The sequence below is a fragment of the Flavobacterium sp. ALJ2 genome (assembly GCF_015594725.1).
In the GTDB taxonomy this organism is placed as follows: Bacteria; Bacteroidota; Bacteroidia; order Flavobacteriales; family Flavobacteriaceae; genus Flavobacterium.
Window position 1 is genome coordinate 390,807 of the sequence record NZ_JADNRC010000001.1, and the last position, 17,223, is coordinate 408,029.

Below are 17,223 nucleotides of genomic sequence, written 5' to 3' on the forward strand. Positions count from 1 at the left end.
AAACATAAAATTTAGAATAAAAATTACAATGGAAGAAAAAAAATTTGATCTCAATTCGGTTATTGGTTTTATATTGATTTTTGGTATTTTGATTTGGATAATGTATCAAAACAAGCCTTCTGAAGCTACTATAGCTGCAGAAAAAGCCAAGAAAGAATTAGTTGCAAAACAAGAAGCTCAAGCTAAAGAGGCTACTGCTAAAACTGCGGTTTTGCCAGTTGCAACAACTCCTGGAGATACATTGCAATTAGCAAAGTTGCAAAAAACATTAGGTGGATTTGCTTATTCAGCTACACTTCCTTCTGCTAAAGATGCTTATACAACTATCGAAAATGATGTAGTAAAACTAAAAATCGCCAATAAAGGAGGGTATATAGTAGAAGCTATTTTAAAGAAATATGAAAAATTTAAAAAAGGATCAGGTGAATTAGTAGAGTTGATAAAAAACAACAATGCTAATTTAAATATTCAATTGGTTACTAATGATAATCGTACTTTAAATACAAAAGATTTATTTTTTGAGCCAACATTGACTAAAAATGGTGAGGATCAAGTATTGTCTATGCGTTTAAAAGCAGGTCCAAATGAATTTTTGGAATATAAATATGTATTAAAGCCAAATGATTATATGATTGGTTTTGATCTTCGTTCACAAGGATTAAATAAAGTTTTGAATACATCTAAACCTTTGGATTTAGAGTGGGATTTAAAAACGTATAGAAACGAAAAAAGTGTTTCATATGAAAACCGTTATGCAGAGATATATTATGAATATAATGACGGAAAAACTAGCTACGTAGGTCAAGGAGAGAACAAAGAAGAAACGCCAGAAAAAGTAAGTTTTGTTGCTTTTAAACAACATTTCTTCTCTACAATTTTATTGACAAAAACTCCTTTTGAAAAATCAAGATTACATTCTCATAACTTAGTTAAAGATGAGAAAGTTGATACAACATTTACAAAAGATTTTAAAGCAAATGTACCATTAGCATTTTCAAATGGAGAGATTGATTATAAAATGAGTTGGTATTTTGGGCCATCTGATTATAAAACTTTAAAATCATATGATGCAAATTTAGAGAGAATCATTCCTTTGGGTTGGGGTATCTTCGGATGGATTAATAAATTTATCTTCATTCCATTATTTGGATTCTTAAGCTCTTATATTTCTTATGGTATTGCTATTATTGTTTTTACAATTTTGATAAAAATAGCAATGTCACCAATAACCTATAAATCATTCTTGTCACAGGCAAAAATGAAAGTATTGCGACCTGAAATTACTGAGTTGGGCGAAAAATTCAAGAAAGACCCAATGAAGAAACAGCAAGAAACAATGAAGCTGTATAATAAAGCTGGAGTAAACCCAATGGCGGGTTGTATACCAGCCTTGATACAACTTCCGTTTATGTATGCTTCGTTCCAGTTTTTCCCATCAGCTTTTGAGTTAAGACAAAAAAGCTTCCTTTGGGCAGATGATTTATCTTCATTTGATGCTATAGCAAAATTACCATTCCACATTCCTTTATATGGAGACCATATTAGTTTGTTCCCGATATTGGCAGCAATTGCGATTTTCTTTTATATGAAAATGACATCTGGTGACCAACAAATGGCAGCTCCACAACAAGAAGGTATGCCGGATATGGCTAAGATGATGAAAATCATGATTTATGTTTCTCCACTTATGATGTTGATATTCTTCAACTCTTACGGAGCAGGTTTGAGTTTATATAACTTTATCTCTAACTTAATTACAATCGGAATTATGTTTGTAATTAAAAACTACATTGTAGATAGTGATAAAATCCACGCTCAAATCCAAGAAAATAAATTAAAAGAGCCTAAAAAACAAGGTAAGTTCCAAAGACGTTTACAAGAAGTTATGGAGCAACAAGAAGCTGCTAAAGCTGCCAAAGGAAAAAAATAACATAAACATTGAAAATAAAAAAATCTCGATTTATCGGGATTTTTTTATATATGTATAATTTATAATACACTATTTCGTTAAGGTTTTAAATAGAAGATAAAATGATTTGTAAAAGAATAATACTCGGATTGCTTTTGTTGAATGCTTTTTTTATAAATGCTCAAGCAAACTTGAATAAGCTCGACGCGGATGGAAAAAAAGATGGACTTTGGAAAGGGATTTATGAAGAATCAAAAAGACCCCGTTACGAAGGAACTTTTAGTCATGGTAAGGAAACAGGTATCTTTAAGTTTTATGATGATACCAGAGCTGCTAGTATAATTGCAACAAGAGATTTTAGTGCCAACGATGGTAGTGCTTATACTATTTTTTATGATCAAGCGAAGAATAAAGTAAGTGAAGGAAAAGTGATCAATAAGCTTTTTGAAGGGGAATGGAAATATTATCATCAGGCTTCACCAACTGTAATGACAATTGAGAAGTATAGTAAAGGAAAGCTAAATGGCTTGCGATCTGTTTTTTATCCAAATGGGAAGATTGCTGAAGAAATGAATTATAAAAACGATATAAAAGAAGGTTATTATAAACGATATGCCGAAAACGGAACTGTTTTAGAGCAATTAAATTATAAAAATAACGAGTTAAACGGAGAAGCTGTTTTTAATAATTCGAATGGAGTTGTTGCTTCAAAAGGGATATTTGTAAATGGCAAAAAATCGGGTAATTGGCAGTTTTTTGAAAAAGGAAAACTAGTAAAAGAAGTCAATATGAGTGACCCAAAAAACACAAATGAAACCGCTACTAAGGTTGAAAAGAAGAAAAAATAAAACAACATTAAATATTCAGGTGAACTTCAACTAATAGATGTTCAATAGATTTGTGTTGTTGTTATTTTGGAGGAATAAATAGCATCAAAAACTATAATAACTTTTATCTACCCCTTGATTGTATAAACTAATGAAAACAATGGTTATTATCTGCAATTAAGGATTAACTTTGCAAAATAATTTTTTTTAGATTCCGAATATATGAAACGTGTTGTAGTAGGGCTTTCTGGAGGTGTTGATTCAAGTGTTGCCGCTTATTTGTTGCAACAACAAGGATATGAGGTTATTGGTCTTTTTATGAAGAACTGGCATGATGATTCAGTTACTATTTCTAACGAATGCCCTTGGTTAGAAGATAGTAATGATGCATTATTGGTAGCCGAAAAACTTGGAATCCCTTTTCAAACTGTTGATTTAAGCGAAGAATATAAAGAAAAAATCGTTGACTATATGTTCAATGAATATGAAAAAGGGCGTACACCAAACCCAGATGTGTTGTGTAATCGTGAGATTAAGTTTGATGTTTTCATGAAAATTGCATTAAGTCTTGGAGCTGATTATGTAGCAACGGGGCATTATTGTCAAAAAGCAGAAATCGAGGTAAATGGCGAAAAAGTATACCAACTTATTGCCGGAGCCGATACTAATAAAGATCAATCTTACTTTTTATGTCAATTGTCGCAAGAGCAATTGTCTAAATCATTGTTTCCTATAGGAGGATTAACAAAACCAGAAGTGCGCGAAATTGCAGCCGAAATGGATTTGGTTACTGCTGAAAAGAAAGATTCACAAGGATTATGTTTCATCGGAAAAGTACGTTTGCCAGAGTTTTTACAACAAAAATTGCAACCAAAAGATGGTTTAATTGTACAAATAGACAAAAATGATCCAATATACAATTCAGAAAAATTAGGGGATTTATCACTTGAAAAAGAATTAGAATTTGAATCACAAAGACTACCTTATACTCCAATAATGGGTAAAGTAGTTGGAAAACATCAAGGGGCACATTATTTTACTATTGGACAACGGAAAGGACTTAATGTAGGTGGAACAACAGATCCATTATTTATCATAGCAACCGATGTAGAAACAAATACAATTTATACCGGTTTAACGAGTCAGCATCCAGGTTTGTTTAAAAAAGCATTATTTATAGAAAAATCAGAAGTACACTGGATTCGTACCGATTTGGCTTTAAAAAATGGAGAACAAATGGAAGTAATGGCAAGAATTCGTTACCGTCAGCCATTGCAAAAAGCAACCTTACATCAATTTGAAGGCGGAATGTACATTCATTTCGATGAGCCACAATCGGCTATAACTGAAGGACAATTTGCAGCTTGGTATTTAGATAATGAATTAGTTGGTTCGGGAGTAATTTCTTAGATTAGTACTTTTTTACGGAAGGTTTTTACCTTAACCCAAAAAGTAGCCTATGAAAAGATATATCCTATTTCTTCTTTTATTGGTTTCATCTGCGGCATTCTCGCAAGAAGAAGCATGGGTTTATTTTAATGCCAAACCCAATTCTCAAGCCTATTATGACAATCCGCTATTGATGCTTTCGCAAAGAGCTTTGGATAGAAGAATCAATCAGAATATTGCTTTGGATTTTAAAGATATTCCGATTGAAACGGCTTATGTTAACCAGATAAAAGTAAGTACAGGAATAACGGTTATGGCACAATCCAAATGGTTAAATACACTTCATATTCGGGGAACACAAGCGGATATTAATGCTCTCAAACTATTCTCATTCGTTTCTAAAGTTGATTTTGCAAATAAATCATTGAACCTTACGGGAAAAAAAACAGCTTCGGATAAGGTAAAAGCAACAGATAAAAAACTACAAACAGCCGTGAATTATGCCTATGGTAATTCGGCAAATCAGATCCAAATGCTTAATGGGCAAATTCTACACCAACAAAATTATACAGGTTCAGACAAAATAATTGCCGTTCTCGATGCTGGTTTCCCAGGTGTTAATACAGCAAGTACTTTTCAGCGTTTAAGGGATAATAATAAAATTTTAGGTGGATATAATTACGTTTTAAGAAATTCGGATTTTTACGCAGGCGTTTCTCATGGTACCGAGGTTTTATCGACTATGGGAGGGTATAAAGAAAATGCTTTAGTTGGTACTGCTCCCGATGCTTCCTATTATTTGTTTATTACTGAAGATGATACTTCAGAGAATCCTGTTGAAGAATCGCTTTGGGTTGAAGCTGCAGAAGAGGCAGATAGGCTAGGAGCGGATATTATTACTACTTCTTTGGGATATTTTGGTTATGATAATCCAAATTATAGCCACAGTTATAACGATATGAATGGTACAACTAATTATATTTCGCGAGGAGCAGAAATAGCTTTTAGCAGAGGAATGATTGTGGTTGCATCTGCAGGTAATGAAGGAAATACTTCTGAAAAACATATTGGGGGACCTGCTGATGCGGTGTCTGTAATTACTGTAGGATCAGTTACGGCTACCAAATCGTTATCTTCTTTTAGTTCTATTGGACCTAGTTATGATCAAAGGATCAAACCAGATGTTATGGCGCAAGGAACAGCAGCGGTAATATCAGATGTTTCGGGGAATATTAGTACTATAAATGGAACGTCTTTTTCATGTCCAATAATGGCTGGAGCAATTGCTTGTTTATGGCAGGCTTTCCCAAATAAAACAAATCAGGAGATTCGACAATTGGTTTTACAATCATCAGATAGATATGAATCCCCAAATCCTCAATACGGTTATGGGATTCCCAATTTCAGTCTGGCATTGAATACCGCTTTAAATGTTGATTCGATTGAGAAATTAGATTTTTTAGTATATCCTAATCCAACAAATTCGGATATATATTTTACTTTATCAAAAGATAGTAATGAAGCCTTTCTAACAGTGTATTCTTTGCTTGGACAAAAGGTAGTTGAAAGACAAATTACCAATCAGAGTTCGATAGTTTCGTTACAATCGTTACATTCTGGGATTTATTTTTATACTTTAGAGGCGAATAACCTGTACAAAACAGGGAAAATCATAAAACAATAATTGGCAGTAGTACATGAATAAAATAACAACCCTTTTTAATATAAAGTATCCAATAATTCAAGCAGGAATGATTTGGAATAGTGGCTACAAACTCGCAAGCGCAGTAAGTAATGCTGGAGGTTTAGGAATAATAGGAGCAGGCTCGATGTACCCAGAAGTATTACGAGAACACATTCAGAAATGTAAAAAAGCAACTTCAAAGCCTTTTGGAGTCAATGTACCAATGCTATATCCTAATATCGAAGAGATTATGAAGATCATTGTTGATGAAGGAGTGAGAATTGTATTTACATCGGCAGGAAACCCTAAAACGTGGACATTATTCTTGAAAGAAAAAGGGATTACGGTTGTACATGTGGTGAGTAGTACTGTTTTTGCTTTAAAAGCTCAAGAAGCGGGTGTAGATGCTATTGTAGCTGAAGGTTTTGAAGCAGGGGGGCATAATGGTCGTGACGAAACAACCACTTTCACACTGATTCCGATGGTTCGTGAAAAAATTACCATTCCGCTTATTGCAGCAGGAGGAATTGCAACAGGAAAAGGAATGCTTGCAGCAATGGTTTTAGGTGCAGATGGAGTTCAGGTGGGCAGTCGTTTTGCAGCCTCAACAGAATCTTCTGCACATGATAATTTTAAACAAACTATTGTTAATGTAAAAGAAGGGGATACGCAGCTGACATTGAAAGAATTGGCTCCAGTACGATTAATTAAGAATAAATTTTATCAAGATGTTCAGGCATTGTATGAAAAATGTCCAACAAAAGAGGAACTTGTCGAGCTTTTAGGAAGAGCAAGAGCAAAACGCGGTATGTTTGAAGGAGATTTGGAAGAAGGAGAATTAGAAATCGGACAAATAGCAGGACTTATTCATGATATTAAACCAGCTGCTGAAATTATTCATGAAATGATTTCGGATTTTGAAAGGGCTCGTAAGAAAACATTAAATTTAGATTTTTAAATAAATGAATCAAATAAAAATATATATAGTATTGTTTTTTTTAGGGCTTGGATTGCAGCAAGCTTATAGTCAGAGTTATAAGTTTGGGGCTTCTGGTTATAGCGTTTTAGAGAAAAATGAAAGGGGGAAATGGGGTAAGTGGTCGGATCTGGAATTAGTTAATATTTTGGTTGTTTTAGATACAGATAAAAACCGAATTGTAGTTAATTCGCAAGAGATACAAGTATATCAAATTTCAGATTATATAGCCAGAGAAGAAAATGACACAGATATTGTGTATTCTTTTATTTGTAAAGATTTAAAAGGAAACGATACTAAATTATCGATTATAACAAGAAAAAAGCAGGATAACAGAAAGCAATTATACATAAACTATAATGACCGAATCATTGTGTATAATATTTTTACTATTTAAAGAGATTAGGAATAAAATAAATACCCCCGACAAGTTAAAATCTGTCGGGGTTGTTTTTTATGGAATTATATTGCTACAATTTGTGAAACCTTTGAATCGGTAGGTAGAAAGTTTATAATCTTAGTAACAGAACCTCACGATCTAAAAAAAACTACTCAATATCTTTGATAAACTCATCATATTCCAGATAAAATAGCTCCAAAGCATTCATTTTTTCAAAGTAAAAGTCGAATATTTCATCCCAATATTTACGATTACTAAAACCAATACCTAGTTTTTCTACCCAAATACGGCTGATAGTTTTGCCACTTTCTAAAGTATATTCTTTTTCAAAAACGAGATCTTTGATAAATTCTTCTTCTAGAATATTTTTTAAAGCCTCCAGTTTTTCAAAGTAAGCATTTCGTTTGTCGTCACTACGATGTTCGATGTCTATTAAAACCTGTACTTTTTTATTATCGACATAAAATTTAAAAGAGAAATCCTTAATTTTGGTATCGTAGAGTATCCATTTTCGAGGATATTTCTCGGCAAAAGCCACCCAAAATTCTCTCTTCATTTTCTGTGATTCTTCTTTACTATACATTTTTATTAGCTTAAACTCTAGAAAATTTGTGAGATACTATTTTCTAAAGTATATTTATATATTATTTTGAGAATACAAAAATAGACTTTGATTATGGATTTTCAATATTTTTTGCATTTTGTTCCTAATCTAATAGAGGCAAAGCTCCCCGCTGAAGCAGCACACTTTAAAATGGTTCCATTAGAACGAATGGAAGTCATGAAAAATATAGATATTAAAGTTAATTCTCCCAGAGTTGCTGCGGTTATGATGTTGTTATATCCAAAAAACGACATTACCCATTTGGCTTTAATCGTACGCAATGCCTATAATGGAGTGCATTCTTCGCAAATTGCATTTCCAGGAGGTAAATATGAGCATGATGATGAGAGTTATGCTTATACAGCTTTGCGTGAAACACATGAAGAAGTAGGCGTTTTACCTGATAAAATTCAAATTCTAAAAGCATTTACGCCAACTTATATTCCGCCAAGTAATTTTATAGTACATCCTTTTTTAGGGGTTTGTAAAGAAGAAATTAATTTCCGACCAGATCCAAGAGAAGTTGCTGATATTATAGAGTTGCCACTTTCCGTTTTTTTGGATGATGAAATTGTTGTTGAAACGATTTTATCAACTTCGTATGCAGAAAACATTTCTGTTCCGGCTTTTAAAATAGAAAACCATATCGTATGGGGAGCAACAGCTATGATCTTGAGTGAGTTAAAAGAGGTTCTTAAAGAGAGTTTTGTAAATTAATTAGTTAAAGAAAAGATATTATTAATTTTACATTACTGTTTTTAGAAGAATCGTTTACACAGTTTTGACAAATAATTAAACAAGGTTTTTTTATTTAATTTTTAAGGAGCCTTTTTTTAGATTAAATCAGTTAAATTTACAACCCTTTTTAGGGTTGATTATTTAGCAAGAGAGTTTTTGAAAAATAAATAAAAGTGATATTGCAACTGATAATCAGAATGTTATTGTTTGTAAGGTTAGAGTAGTAGCTAATAGGAACTACAAAAATAAATTTCGTAAGTTTGTCATTCTAATTTTAAAAATAACACATAAATTTATGGGATTGTTTAAGAGAAATCCTTTTGGTCATATACTATTTATAAAAAAATGGTTAATTCGAGTTTTTGGAGTGATTACACATAGACGTTATCGAGGTTTTAACGAATTGCAAATTGATGGCTCAGAAATTATAAGAAGTTTACCAAATACTAATGTTCTTTTTATATCTAATCACCAGACATACTTTGCTGATGTTGTGGCTATGTTTCATGTTTTTAATGCAAGTTTAAGTGGGAGAGAGGATAATATAAAAAATGTAGGTTACTTATGGCAACCTAAGATGAATATTTACTATGTTGCTGCCAAAGAGACAATGAGAGCAGGTCTGCTACCAAGAATTTTATCTTATGTTGGAGCAATAAGTGTGGAGCGTACTTGGAGAGCTAAAGGTGTTGATGTTGCTGAAAAAAGAGATGTAAATCCTAATGATACCGAAAACATTAAAATTGCTCTTAATGATGGGTGGGTGATTACGTTTCCGCAAGGAACAACTAAGTCATTTAAGCCAGTTCGTAAAGGGACAGCGCATATTATTAAGGAGCATAGACCTATTGTTGTTCCAATTGTAATTGATGGTTTCCGACGTTCTTTTGATAAAAAAGGATTACGAATGAAAAAGAAAGGAATTCTACAATCATTTATTATCAAAGAACCGCTTGTTATTGATTATGATAATGATACAATTGATGAAATTGTTGAAAAAGTAGAATATGCCATCGAACAGCATCCTTCATTTTTAAAAGTTATTCCGTCAGAAGAACTAAAAGTAGAAGAAGAATTGAATAAAATGCGTAGATGGGATTATTGATTTTCTAGATAATGATTTTCATAAAAAAGGGAGCTGTAAAATATAATTTACAGCTCCCTTTTTAGTTTTAAAGTATTTGTTAGTCTTTGAGTTATTGTATATCAGTTGCTTAGGGCATTGTGGTTATAAATCAATCTTTTTAAGTTCTTTATAATTGGCATACAATCTTCGGAGTAGTGAGCCGTATATAAGTCTATAGAAGCACCATACTAAACCTAAGGATATAAGAGTAACTAGAAGTAAAATACATATTACCATTAGCATTACTGTACCGTTGGTCGCAATTTTTTCTTTGAGGTAGTTCATTTCAGGGCTAGAGAAAGCAATGAAAAAGCTTATAATAGAGCTTAGAACTACCATTGCTAAATTATACCAAACATAGTATTGAACCGTTTTTCGGGTTCTTAATATACTGCTCATTAATAATTTTGTCGATTTTGTAGTCGATATAGTAGTATAATTTTTGTAGAAAAAATACACAAAAATTAGTACTACTACATAATTAAAGTATGTTATTACTTCAAGATATAGTATGTATTCAGGATGATTAATTTGTTTTAAAAAATCATCAATACTAATTATGTAATTCGATGCAGTCCAAAATAATATTTCTAGAAGACTTATAACTAAGATCCATTTTACAATCGATGACGATTTTTTATGAATCATATTATAAATCTCTATCTCGGATACTTGTTGAAAAGTATCTGCAGTTTTATTCCAATCTTTTTTGAGTAAATCCAGCTCTTTCATGTTTTTCTAAGGATTTAATATTTTTTTAAGTTTCCCTTTAATTCTATTCATTTTCACTCGTGCATTAACTTCACTAATCCCCAAAGTTTCGGCAATTTCTTGGTAATCTTTATCTTCCAGATACATAAAAACTAATGCTTTCTCGATGTCGTTTAGTTGGTAAACGGCTTTGTACATTAACTTAATCTGTTCTTCTTCTTCATAGTTGTAATCAACTTCTTTTATAAAATGTTGGTGATTTTCAAACTCTACAGTTGCTATCGAACGTTTTGTTTTTCGATATAATGTAATAGCAGTGTTTAGTGCGACTCGATAGGTCCAAGTAGAAAATTTGCTGTCACCTCTAAATTTCGGATATGCTTTCCATAACTGAATGGTAATTTCCTGAAACAAATCCTTATGAGCATCTTGGTTAGCAGTATATAATCTACAAATTTTGTGGATTATATTCTGGTTTGCCTGTAATTGCACAACAAATGAATGTTCTAAATTATCGCTCATAATTGTATAAGTCTTAATAAGGTCGATTTTGTTACATTTTTTTGCTTCAAAAAGAAAATATATGATCTATAGTTCTTTCTCCTTGTAGTAATTCACCATTAAATCAACAAATTTACTATAGCTTTCCATGCCGTCTTTTTGTTGGTTCATTTTTAAAAAGTTGTCATAAAAAATATGAAAACCATTTTCAATAAAAGTTTCGTATTGCTTCCAGAAATCTTGACTCTCTTTGTAGTTTTTTAGAATTCCTGGATGAACAGTTTTTATTATTTGATTGAATAATTTCTCATCTTTTACTTGTAAAAGTCTTAAACAATAGCGCAAAGCTAAACTATAACCAGAATATTGGATATATAAATTGTTGTTTTTTACTGAAGCCAAAAAACCTATAAAATTGCATTCATTTTCACTTGCATAACCCATTTGATGAGCCATTTCGTGATTTGTGGTCATAGGAAAGCTATACATCGGACCAAGACCATTTACTTGGGCTTCATTAGTAAATGGATTTAAATAACCGCCAAATCCCATATAAGAAAGTGGTAAGCTAAAAAGAGATTTCTTTACGCTTAAATGTGAATAGGTAAAATAAGGATGTTCAGCTGCAAGATTAGCATAACCGTTTAAATTCATTTTAAAGACCTGCTCCTGCGAATAAGGAAATACAACTTTGAGGCTATCATTTTTAGCTATTTGTGATTGAATGGAGTTGGTTTTTGTGATTAGCTTTTGAGTGAAAGCTATTAAATCAGCATCAGAATAATCTTTTTTAATTTTCATTTTTTCAAATAAAGGCTCTCGGTAATAATTAAAAGCCCATAGAAAATGAAATAGAAAATAGAATATCGAGAGATAACTTAGGCAGGTCAAGAGATTGTCTTTCCATAACAATTTCCATGATTTTCGTTCTGTCCAAAGCCATCTTAAAAATAATACTATCAAAATGGAATATATACAATCACCTATAGAAAATGGAATCCATCCGAGTACAATTCTTGAAAAAGAAGCAATTCTTAAGTATAATCCGTTACTATAGTATTTTTCGATAAATTCAGGAAAAAACGGAATAATCTTTAAGATGATGATTTGCAATAGTAATAATAAGGGAAGAATGTATTTTCGTTTCACAGTGTAAATTTTGGATAGGTAAATATAAATACAATATCAATTGTATCGGAAAAGAATTTAAACTTTGTAACTTTGAAGTTGTAAAATGTTAAACTTCAAACAAAACATAAATGAGTCAAGAAATAAGAAATTTAGAACCAAAAGCACTTTGGAATAAGTTTGCCGATTTAAATGCAGTACCGCGTCCATCTAAAAAAGAAGAGCGTGTTATTGAGTTTATGAAAAACTTCGGTACTAGTTTAGGATTAGAAACTTTTGAGGATGAAATTCGTAATGTAATTATTCGTAAACCAGCCACTCCAGGAATGGAAAATCGCAAAGCCATTGTTTTACAAGGACACTTGGATATGGTACATCAAAAAAATGCCGACACGGTTTTTGATTTTGATACACAGGGAATAGACATGTATGTTGATGGGGATTGGGTTCGTGCTCGTGGAACGACACTTGGTGCAGACAATGGACTTGGAGTTGCAACAATAATGGCAATTTTAGAAAGTAAAGACATTCCGCATCCAGCGATAGAAGCGTTGTTTACAATCGACGAAGAAACAGGAATGACAGGAGCGTTAAATTTAAAAGGAGGAATTCTTCAAGGACAGATTTTATTGAATCTGGATACTGAAGAAGATGATGAAATTGATATTGGTTGCGCAGGAGGAATTGATGTAACGGCTACAAGAACCTATAATGAAGAAGATGTTCCGGAAGGTTCAGTTGGACATATTATTACTGTAAAAGGATTAAAAGGGGGTCATTCGGGGATGGATATTCATAAAGGTTTGGGTAATGCCAATAAAATTATGAACCGTTTGTTGTTTGATGCTTTCGAAAATTTCGGATTGCAAGTAGTTGAGATTAACGGAGGAAGTTTACGGAATGCAATTCCAAGAGAAAGTGTAGCGAAAGTAATCATTTCAGAAATGTTTGACGAAGCATACATTTTTGATATGCAGGAAATCATTAATGATATTAAAACGGAGTATAAAACTACAGAACCAAATCTTACGATAGAAATCATGAAATGTGATTTACCTAAAAAAGTGATGGATTTAGGAGTTCAGGAAGGTATTATTCGTGCGATTTACGCAGCTCATAATGGAGTTTACAGAATGAGTGCTGATATGGCAGACTTGGTTGAAACTTCAAATAATATTGCTCGTGTTATAGTAAAAGATGGTGAAATATTAGTTGGATGTTTAACTCGTTCTTCTGTTGAAACATCTAAATTTGATTTAGCTAATTCATTGCGTTCAGCATTTGAACTTGTAGGCTGTGAGGTAGAACTTTCAGGAAGTTACCCAGGTTGGACTCCAAATGTAAATTCTGAAATATTAGATGTTTTAGTTGGAATCTACGAAAAACAAAATAACGAAAAACCAAAAGTTGTGGCTTGTCATGCTGGTTTGGAGTGTGGAATTCTTGGGACAAATTATCCAGATATGGATATGATTTCTTTTGGGCCGACTATTCACGGAGCACATTCGCCAGACGAAAGAGCAAGTGTTTCATCTGCTCAGAAATATTGGAAATTTGTTTTAGAAATTCTTTCTAACATTCCAGTTAAGTAATAAAGTTTCAATATTCAGTCACGGTTTTCAGTCTTCTTTGAGATTGAAAACTGTGACTTTCACTGAATACTGCGACTAAAAACAGATTACTAAAAATTAGTCTCTTTTAGGACTATTTTTCTTTTCTCTCTTTTCCTCTTTCTTTTCTTTTGCAGTTTTTAGAGGTTCTTTTTTTGCTGTTTTTTTAGCGTCTTGACTCTTTGCCATGATATTCTAGTTTAGTTAATTTCTTATTATATTAAGTAAATATAGTAACTATTTTAAGAAGATTACTCTTAATGAGCTATTAAAGCATCTCAATTAAAATTTATTATTTAAATGGCTGTCTGTATGCTTCTATGAAGTCTTTTGCCAGTCGAATTTTAAGCTGTTATTTTAATTTATGATTGATTTCTTTATCTGATTCTTTCTTTGAAATAAAAACAATAGATGTTGTTTTGGTGTTTTGTGCCTTTTTATAGGAGTAGTTTCTAATGACTAATACAGGTGCAATTAGTATTATGGGCTACTATCTATAAAGTGTAGGGCTTTGTTTACTTCTTGTTTTTTCATTGTAAAAGGAGTTTGTCTAATTTAAAGTTCAAAAAACATATTTGGAAGCTTGCGAATGAGAGAGCGGTTGAAGAAAAAAATCCTCAGCTATTTTTGGTAGTGAGGATTCCTTTTTATTATTTTGAATTGATTAATTGCGTTTAAGTATTTTGTATTGTTCATAACAACCGCTTATGGCGTCCATTATTTGTAAATCATTTGCAGTTTGTATAAAAGAATCAGAATAGTTGCAACGCTTTAAAATCTCAGGGATTTCATCTTTGCTTATTCCGAGTAATACGGCTACAGTTTCTCTATCAAATTTTGATTCTAATAGATTACGAACAGTATCGTCTTTTTTCATTTCCTTTAGCTTTCTTAATTCCTTGGGGTTTTTTCCAAAAAAATTATAAAGCACATCAGTTGGATTAAAAATAGATCCTAGTACTTTTCCAAAAGCATTAGGAGAGTATTCTCCTGCTTCGTATCCTTGGGTTAATCCGGAAATACTATAACGGTAGTTTTCTTTTGCAGGAATCAGTTTAGAATCAACTTCTAGATATCCGGTTAAGTTAAAAGGTCTTATTACGACTTCTTCAAGTGCAATTGCCTTTTCGGTAAGCTGAATTTTGGTGACTTTATTTTTTATCCAGTCATTAGTAACACGAATTCTTAAGGATTGAAATCCTAAAATAGAGAAGTGTAAAGTGTCATTTAGTTGAACATCAATTTCAAAATATCCTTTTGTATCAGATGTAGCACCTCTTACTTTGTTAAGATTGATGATATTTACGCTCGATATAGGAAGTTTTGTATTGTCGTTAACAATATAGCCAGATACGCGCTGAGGATGCTCTGTGTCTTGAGAAAACGCGGTTGTGGATAGTACTAAAAAAAAGAAGACTACAAAGTATTTCATAAACTGATTTAAAACTCTAAAAGTAGTAATCAGGATTGAATATTATGTAGTCTTCTAGTATAATTATAAGAAAATTAACAAAGAGAATTAATCTCTTCTTGGTCTTCTTGGTCTTGTTGAATCACCAAAGCTTTCAGAACGTCTAGGAGCTCTATCTGAACTACCTTCATTTCTTGGAGCTGAGCTTCTGAAACCACCTTCTCTTGGAGCAGCGTTTCTATCGCTTCTAAAACCACCTTCTCTTGGAGCAGAATTTCTGTCGCTTCTAAATCCGCCACCAGAACCTTCTCTTCTTGGAGCAGAACTTCTTCCGCCACCGAATCCGCCACCAGATCTTCCGTTATGGTCACGTCTTCCGCCACCGTCATTTTTAGAAATTTCAACATTAATACGACGACCTTCTAATTGAACGTTGTTTAATACTTCCATTACTTTGTCAGTGTGTTCAGGATCAGTGTTAAAGAAAGAGAAACCTTCTTTTACATCTACTTTGAAAACATCGTCACGACCTAAGTCTAATGTTTCTTTCAAGTAGTCTTTTAATGACATCCAATCAAAATTATCTCTTGATCCGATGTTAACGAAATATCTTGTTGCTCCACCATTGTTGTTTGGTCTTGCAGCGCCATCTCTATCGTCACGTCTTTCAGAACCAGATGATTGATTAGAGATATCTCTGTTCTTTTTGTAATAAGCAATAAAACGGTTAAATTCAACAGAAACCATTTTTTTGATTAATTCTTCTTTAGATAATCCTTCTAAAACACTGTTAATAGCAGGAAGGTAGCTGTCAATTTCGTGATCAATCTCAGTATCTTTAATCTTATTTGCTAAGTGCAATAATTGAATTTCGCAAATTTCGATTCCAGAAGGAATTGTTTTTTCTTCAAATTTTTGTTTGATAATTCTTTCGATAGAAGAAATCTTACGTAATTCACTTTTAGTAACAATTACAATAGAAGTTCCTAATTTCCCAGCTCTACCAGTACGACCAGAACGGTGATTGTATGTTTCAATTTCGTCAGGTAATTGGTAGTTTACTACGTGAGTAATACTATCAACATCAATACCACGTGCAGCAACATCAGTTGCAACAAGCATCTGAATTTGTCTTCCACGGAAAGATTTCATTACACCATCACGTTGTGCTTGAGATAAATCTCCATGCAACGCTGCAGCGCTATATCCATCTTCAACTAATTTTTCTGCTACTGCCTGAGTGTCTCTTTTAGTACGACAGAAAACTACTGAGAAAATGTCTGGATTAGAATCAGCTAAACGTTTCAAAGCCTCGTAACGATCACGTGCGTTTACTAAGTAAAATTCGTGAGATACAGTTGAAGAACCTGAGTTTTTAGCTCCAACAGTAATTTCTAATGGCTCATGCATGAATTGTTTTGCAATTCTAGCAACCTCTTGTGGCATAGTTGCAGAGAACAACCATGTGTTTTTTTCGTCTGGAGATGTAGATAAGATGTTTACGATATCTTCGTAAAAACCCATGTTTAACATTTCATCAGCCTCATCAAGAACGCAATAGTTAATTTGAGAAATGTTTACCAATCCTCTGTTAATCATATCTTGCATTCTACCTGGAGTAGCCACAATAATCTGTGCTCCTCTTTTTATGTCTCTAGCTTGTTCTGTAATACTTGCACCACCGTAAACAGCTACTACATTAATACCTTTTTCGTATTTAGAGTAGTTTTTGATTTCGTTAGTAATTTGCAAACAAAGCTCGCGGGTTGGAGATAAAATTAATGCTTGTGTATTTCTATTGTTGGCATCAATTTTCTGAATTAGCGGAAAACCAAAAGCTGCCGTTTTCCCTGTCCCTGTCTGAGCCAACGCAACCATATCTGTGTCTTTTTCCAATAATAGGGGAATCGCTTTCTCCTGTACTTCGGTCGGATTTTCAAATCCTAGATCTAAAATCGCCTTCAGTAACGATTCACTCAATCCTAATTGTTCAAATTTATTCATATGTATTTTTAAAATAGGGTGCAAAATTACTGTTAATTATTCAGATAAACTAATGCTATTTTAAGAATTGTGTATTTATTATGATTTGATTATCAATTAGTTATATTTGGTGTTGCGTGTGTTGTAATGATTTTTATATAAATTGTAGTAAAAAAAACGTCTTGAAATTTAAATTTTATGCTGTAAGATGTTGCGTTTTAAAGAA

15 protein-coding genes are annotated in these 17,223 nt (G+C 32.5%); 9 read left to right on the forward strand and 6 right to left on the reverse strand.

Annotated elements, in window-relative coordinates; translation table 11 throughout:
* Positions 1-28 precede the first annotated feature (28 nt).
* The 6 genes from yidC to IUY40_RS01750 all read left to right on the forward strand — a co-directional run bounded on the left by yidC (position 29) and on the right by IUY40_RS01750 (position 7,182).
* A complete protein-coding gene (gene yidC, locus IUY40_RS01725) occupies positions 29-1,930 on the forward strand; it encodes a membrane protein insertase YidC (RefSeq protein WP_195735160.1) in 1,902 nt (633 codons plus the stop codon).
* 101 nt (positions 1,931-2,031) lie between these two features.
* Entirely contained in the window at positions 2,032-2,757 is a 726-nt protein-coding gene (locus IUY40_RS01730) for a toxin-antitoxin system YwqK family antitoxin (protein ID WP_195735161.1), read from the forward strand.
* Between the two features lie 201 nt (positions 2,758-2,958).
* Positions 2,959-4,146 carry a tRNA 2-thiouridine(34) synthase MnmA gene (gene mnmA / locus IUY40_RS01735; protein WP_195735162.1) on the forward strand — a complete coding sequence of 396 codons (1,188 nt, stop codon included), beginning with the start codon at positions 2,959-2,961 and terminating at the stop codon, positions 4,144-4,146.
* Between the two features lie 49 nt (positions 4,147-4,195).
* Positions 4,196-5,809: a S8 family serine peptidase gene (locus IUY40_RS01740; RefSeq protein ID WP_195735163.1), complete on the forward strand. Its 1,614-nt coding sequence runs from the start codon at positions 4,196-4,198 to the stop codon at positions 5,807-5,809.
* Between the two features lie 13 nt (positions 5,810-5,822).
* Entirely contained in the window at positions 5,823-6,767 is a 945-nt protein-coding gene (locus tag IUY40_RS01745; RefSeq protein ID WP_195735164.1) for a nitronate monooxygenase, read from the forward strand.
* 4 nt (positions 6,768-6,771) lie between these two features.
* Positions 6,772-7,182, forward strand: a complete 411-nt coding sequence (locus IUY40_RS01750) for a hypothetical protein (protein ID WP_195735165.1) — start codon at positions 6,772-6,774, stop codon at positions 7,180-7,182.
* Positions 7,183-7,333: 151 nt separating this feature from the next.
* Here the strand turns inward: IUY40_RS01750 and IUY40_RS01755 are convergent, their stop codons facing one another.
* Positions 7,334-7,768 carry a DUF4268 domain-containing protein gene (locus tag IUY40_RS01755; RefSeq protein ID WP_195735166.1) on the reverse strand — a complete coding sequence of 145 codons (435 nt, stop codon included), beginning with the start codon at positions 7,766-7,768 and terminating at the stop codon, positions 7,334-7,336.
* A gap of 93 nt (positions 7,769-7,861) precedes the next feature.
* On the opposite strand from IUY40_RS01755, the gene IUY40_RS01760 reads away from it, so the two are divergent.
* Together IUY40_RS01760 and IUY40_RS01765 are read left to right on the forward strand one after the other, a co-directional pair.
* Positions 7,862-8,506 carry a CoA pyrophosphatase gene (locus IUY40_RS01760; RefSeq protein WP_195735167.1) on the forward strand — a complete coding sequence of 215 codons (645 nt, stop codon included), beginning with the start codon at positions 7,862-7,864 and terminating at the stop codon, positions 8,504-8,506.
* A gap of 316 nt (positions 8,507-8,822) precedes the next feature.
* Positions 8,823-9,632: a lysophospholipid acyltransferase family protein gene (locus IUY40_RS01765; RefSeq protein ID WP_195735168.1), complete on the forward strand. Its 810-nt coding sequence runs from the start codon at positions 8,823-8,825 to the stop codon at positions 9,630-9,632.
* Between the two features lie 123 nt (positions 9,633-9,755).
* Here IUY40_RS01765 and IUY40_RS01770 read toward each other — a convergent pair whose 3' ends face one another.
* The 3 genes from IUY40_RS01770 to IUY40_RS01780 all read right to left on the reverse strand — a co-directional run bounded on the left by IUY40_RS01770 (position 9,756) and on the right by IUY40_RS01780 (position 12,014).
* Positions 9,756-10,385 carry a hypothetical protein gene (locus tag IUY40_RS01770; protein WP_195735169.1) on the reverse strand — a complete coding sequence of 210 codons (630 nt, stop codon included), beginning with the start codon at positions 10,383-10,385 and terminating at the stop codon, positions 9,756-9,758.
* A 6-nt stretch (positions 10,386-10,391) separates the two neighbouring features.
* Complete coding sequence (locus tag IUY40_RS01775; RefSeq protein WP_035623144.1) at positions 10,392-10,886, reverse strand: sigma-70 family RNA polymerase sigma factor; 495 nt, start codon at positions 10,884-10,886, stop codon at positions 10,392-10,394.
* A 66-nt stretch (positions 10,887-10,952) separates the two neighbouring features.
* The gene (locus tag IUY40_RS01780) at positions 10,953-12,014 is read right to left on the reverse strand and encodes a DUF3810 domain-containing protein (RefSeq protein WP_195735170.1); all 1,062 of its coding nucleotides are present in this window, start codon (positions 12,012-12,014) and stop codon (positions 10,953-10,955) included.
* Positions 12,015-12,124: 110 nt separating this feature from the next.
* On the opposite strand from IUY40_RS01780, the gene IUY40_RS01785 reads away from it, so the two are divergent.
* Positions 12,125-13,585, forward strand: a complete 1,461-nt coding sequence (locus tag IUY40_RS01785; protein WP_195735171.1) for an aminoacyl-histidine dipeptidase — start codon at positions 12,125-12,127, stop codon at positions 13,583-13,585.
* Positions 13,586-14,267: 682 nt separating this feature from the next.
* Here the strand turns inward: IUY40_RS01785 and IUY40_RS01790 are convergent.
* Positions 14,268-15,035 (reverse strand): carboxypeptidase-like regulatory domain-containing protein, encoded by a 768-nt coding sequence (locus IUY40_RS01790; protein WP_195735172.1) that lies wholly within the window; start codon positions 15,033-15,035, stop codon positions 14,268-14,270.
* Positions 15,036-15,122: 87 nt separating this feature from the next.
* The gene (locus tag IUY40_RS01795) at positions 15,123-17,018 is read right to left on the reverse strand and encodes a DEAD/DEAH box helicase (protein WP_195735173.1); all 1,896 of its coding nucleotides are present in this window, start codon (positions 17,016-17,018) and stop codon (positions 15,123-15,125) included.
* Between the last annotated feature and the right edge of the window lie 205 nt (positions 17,019-17,223).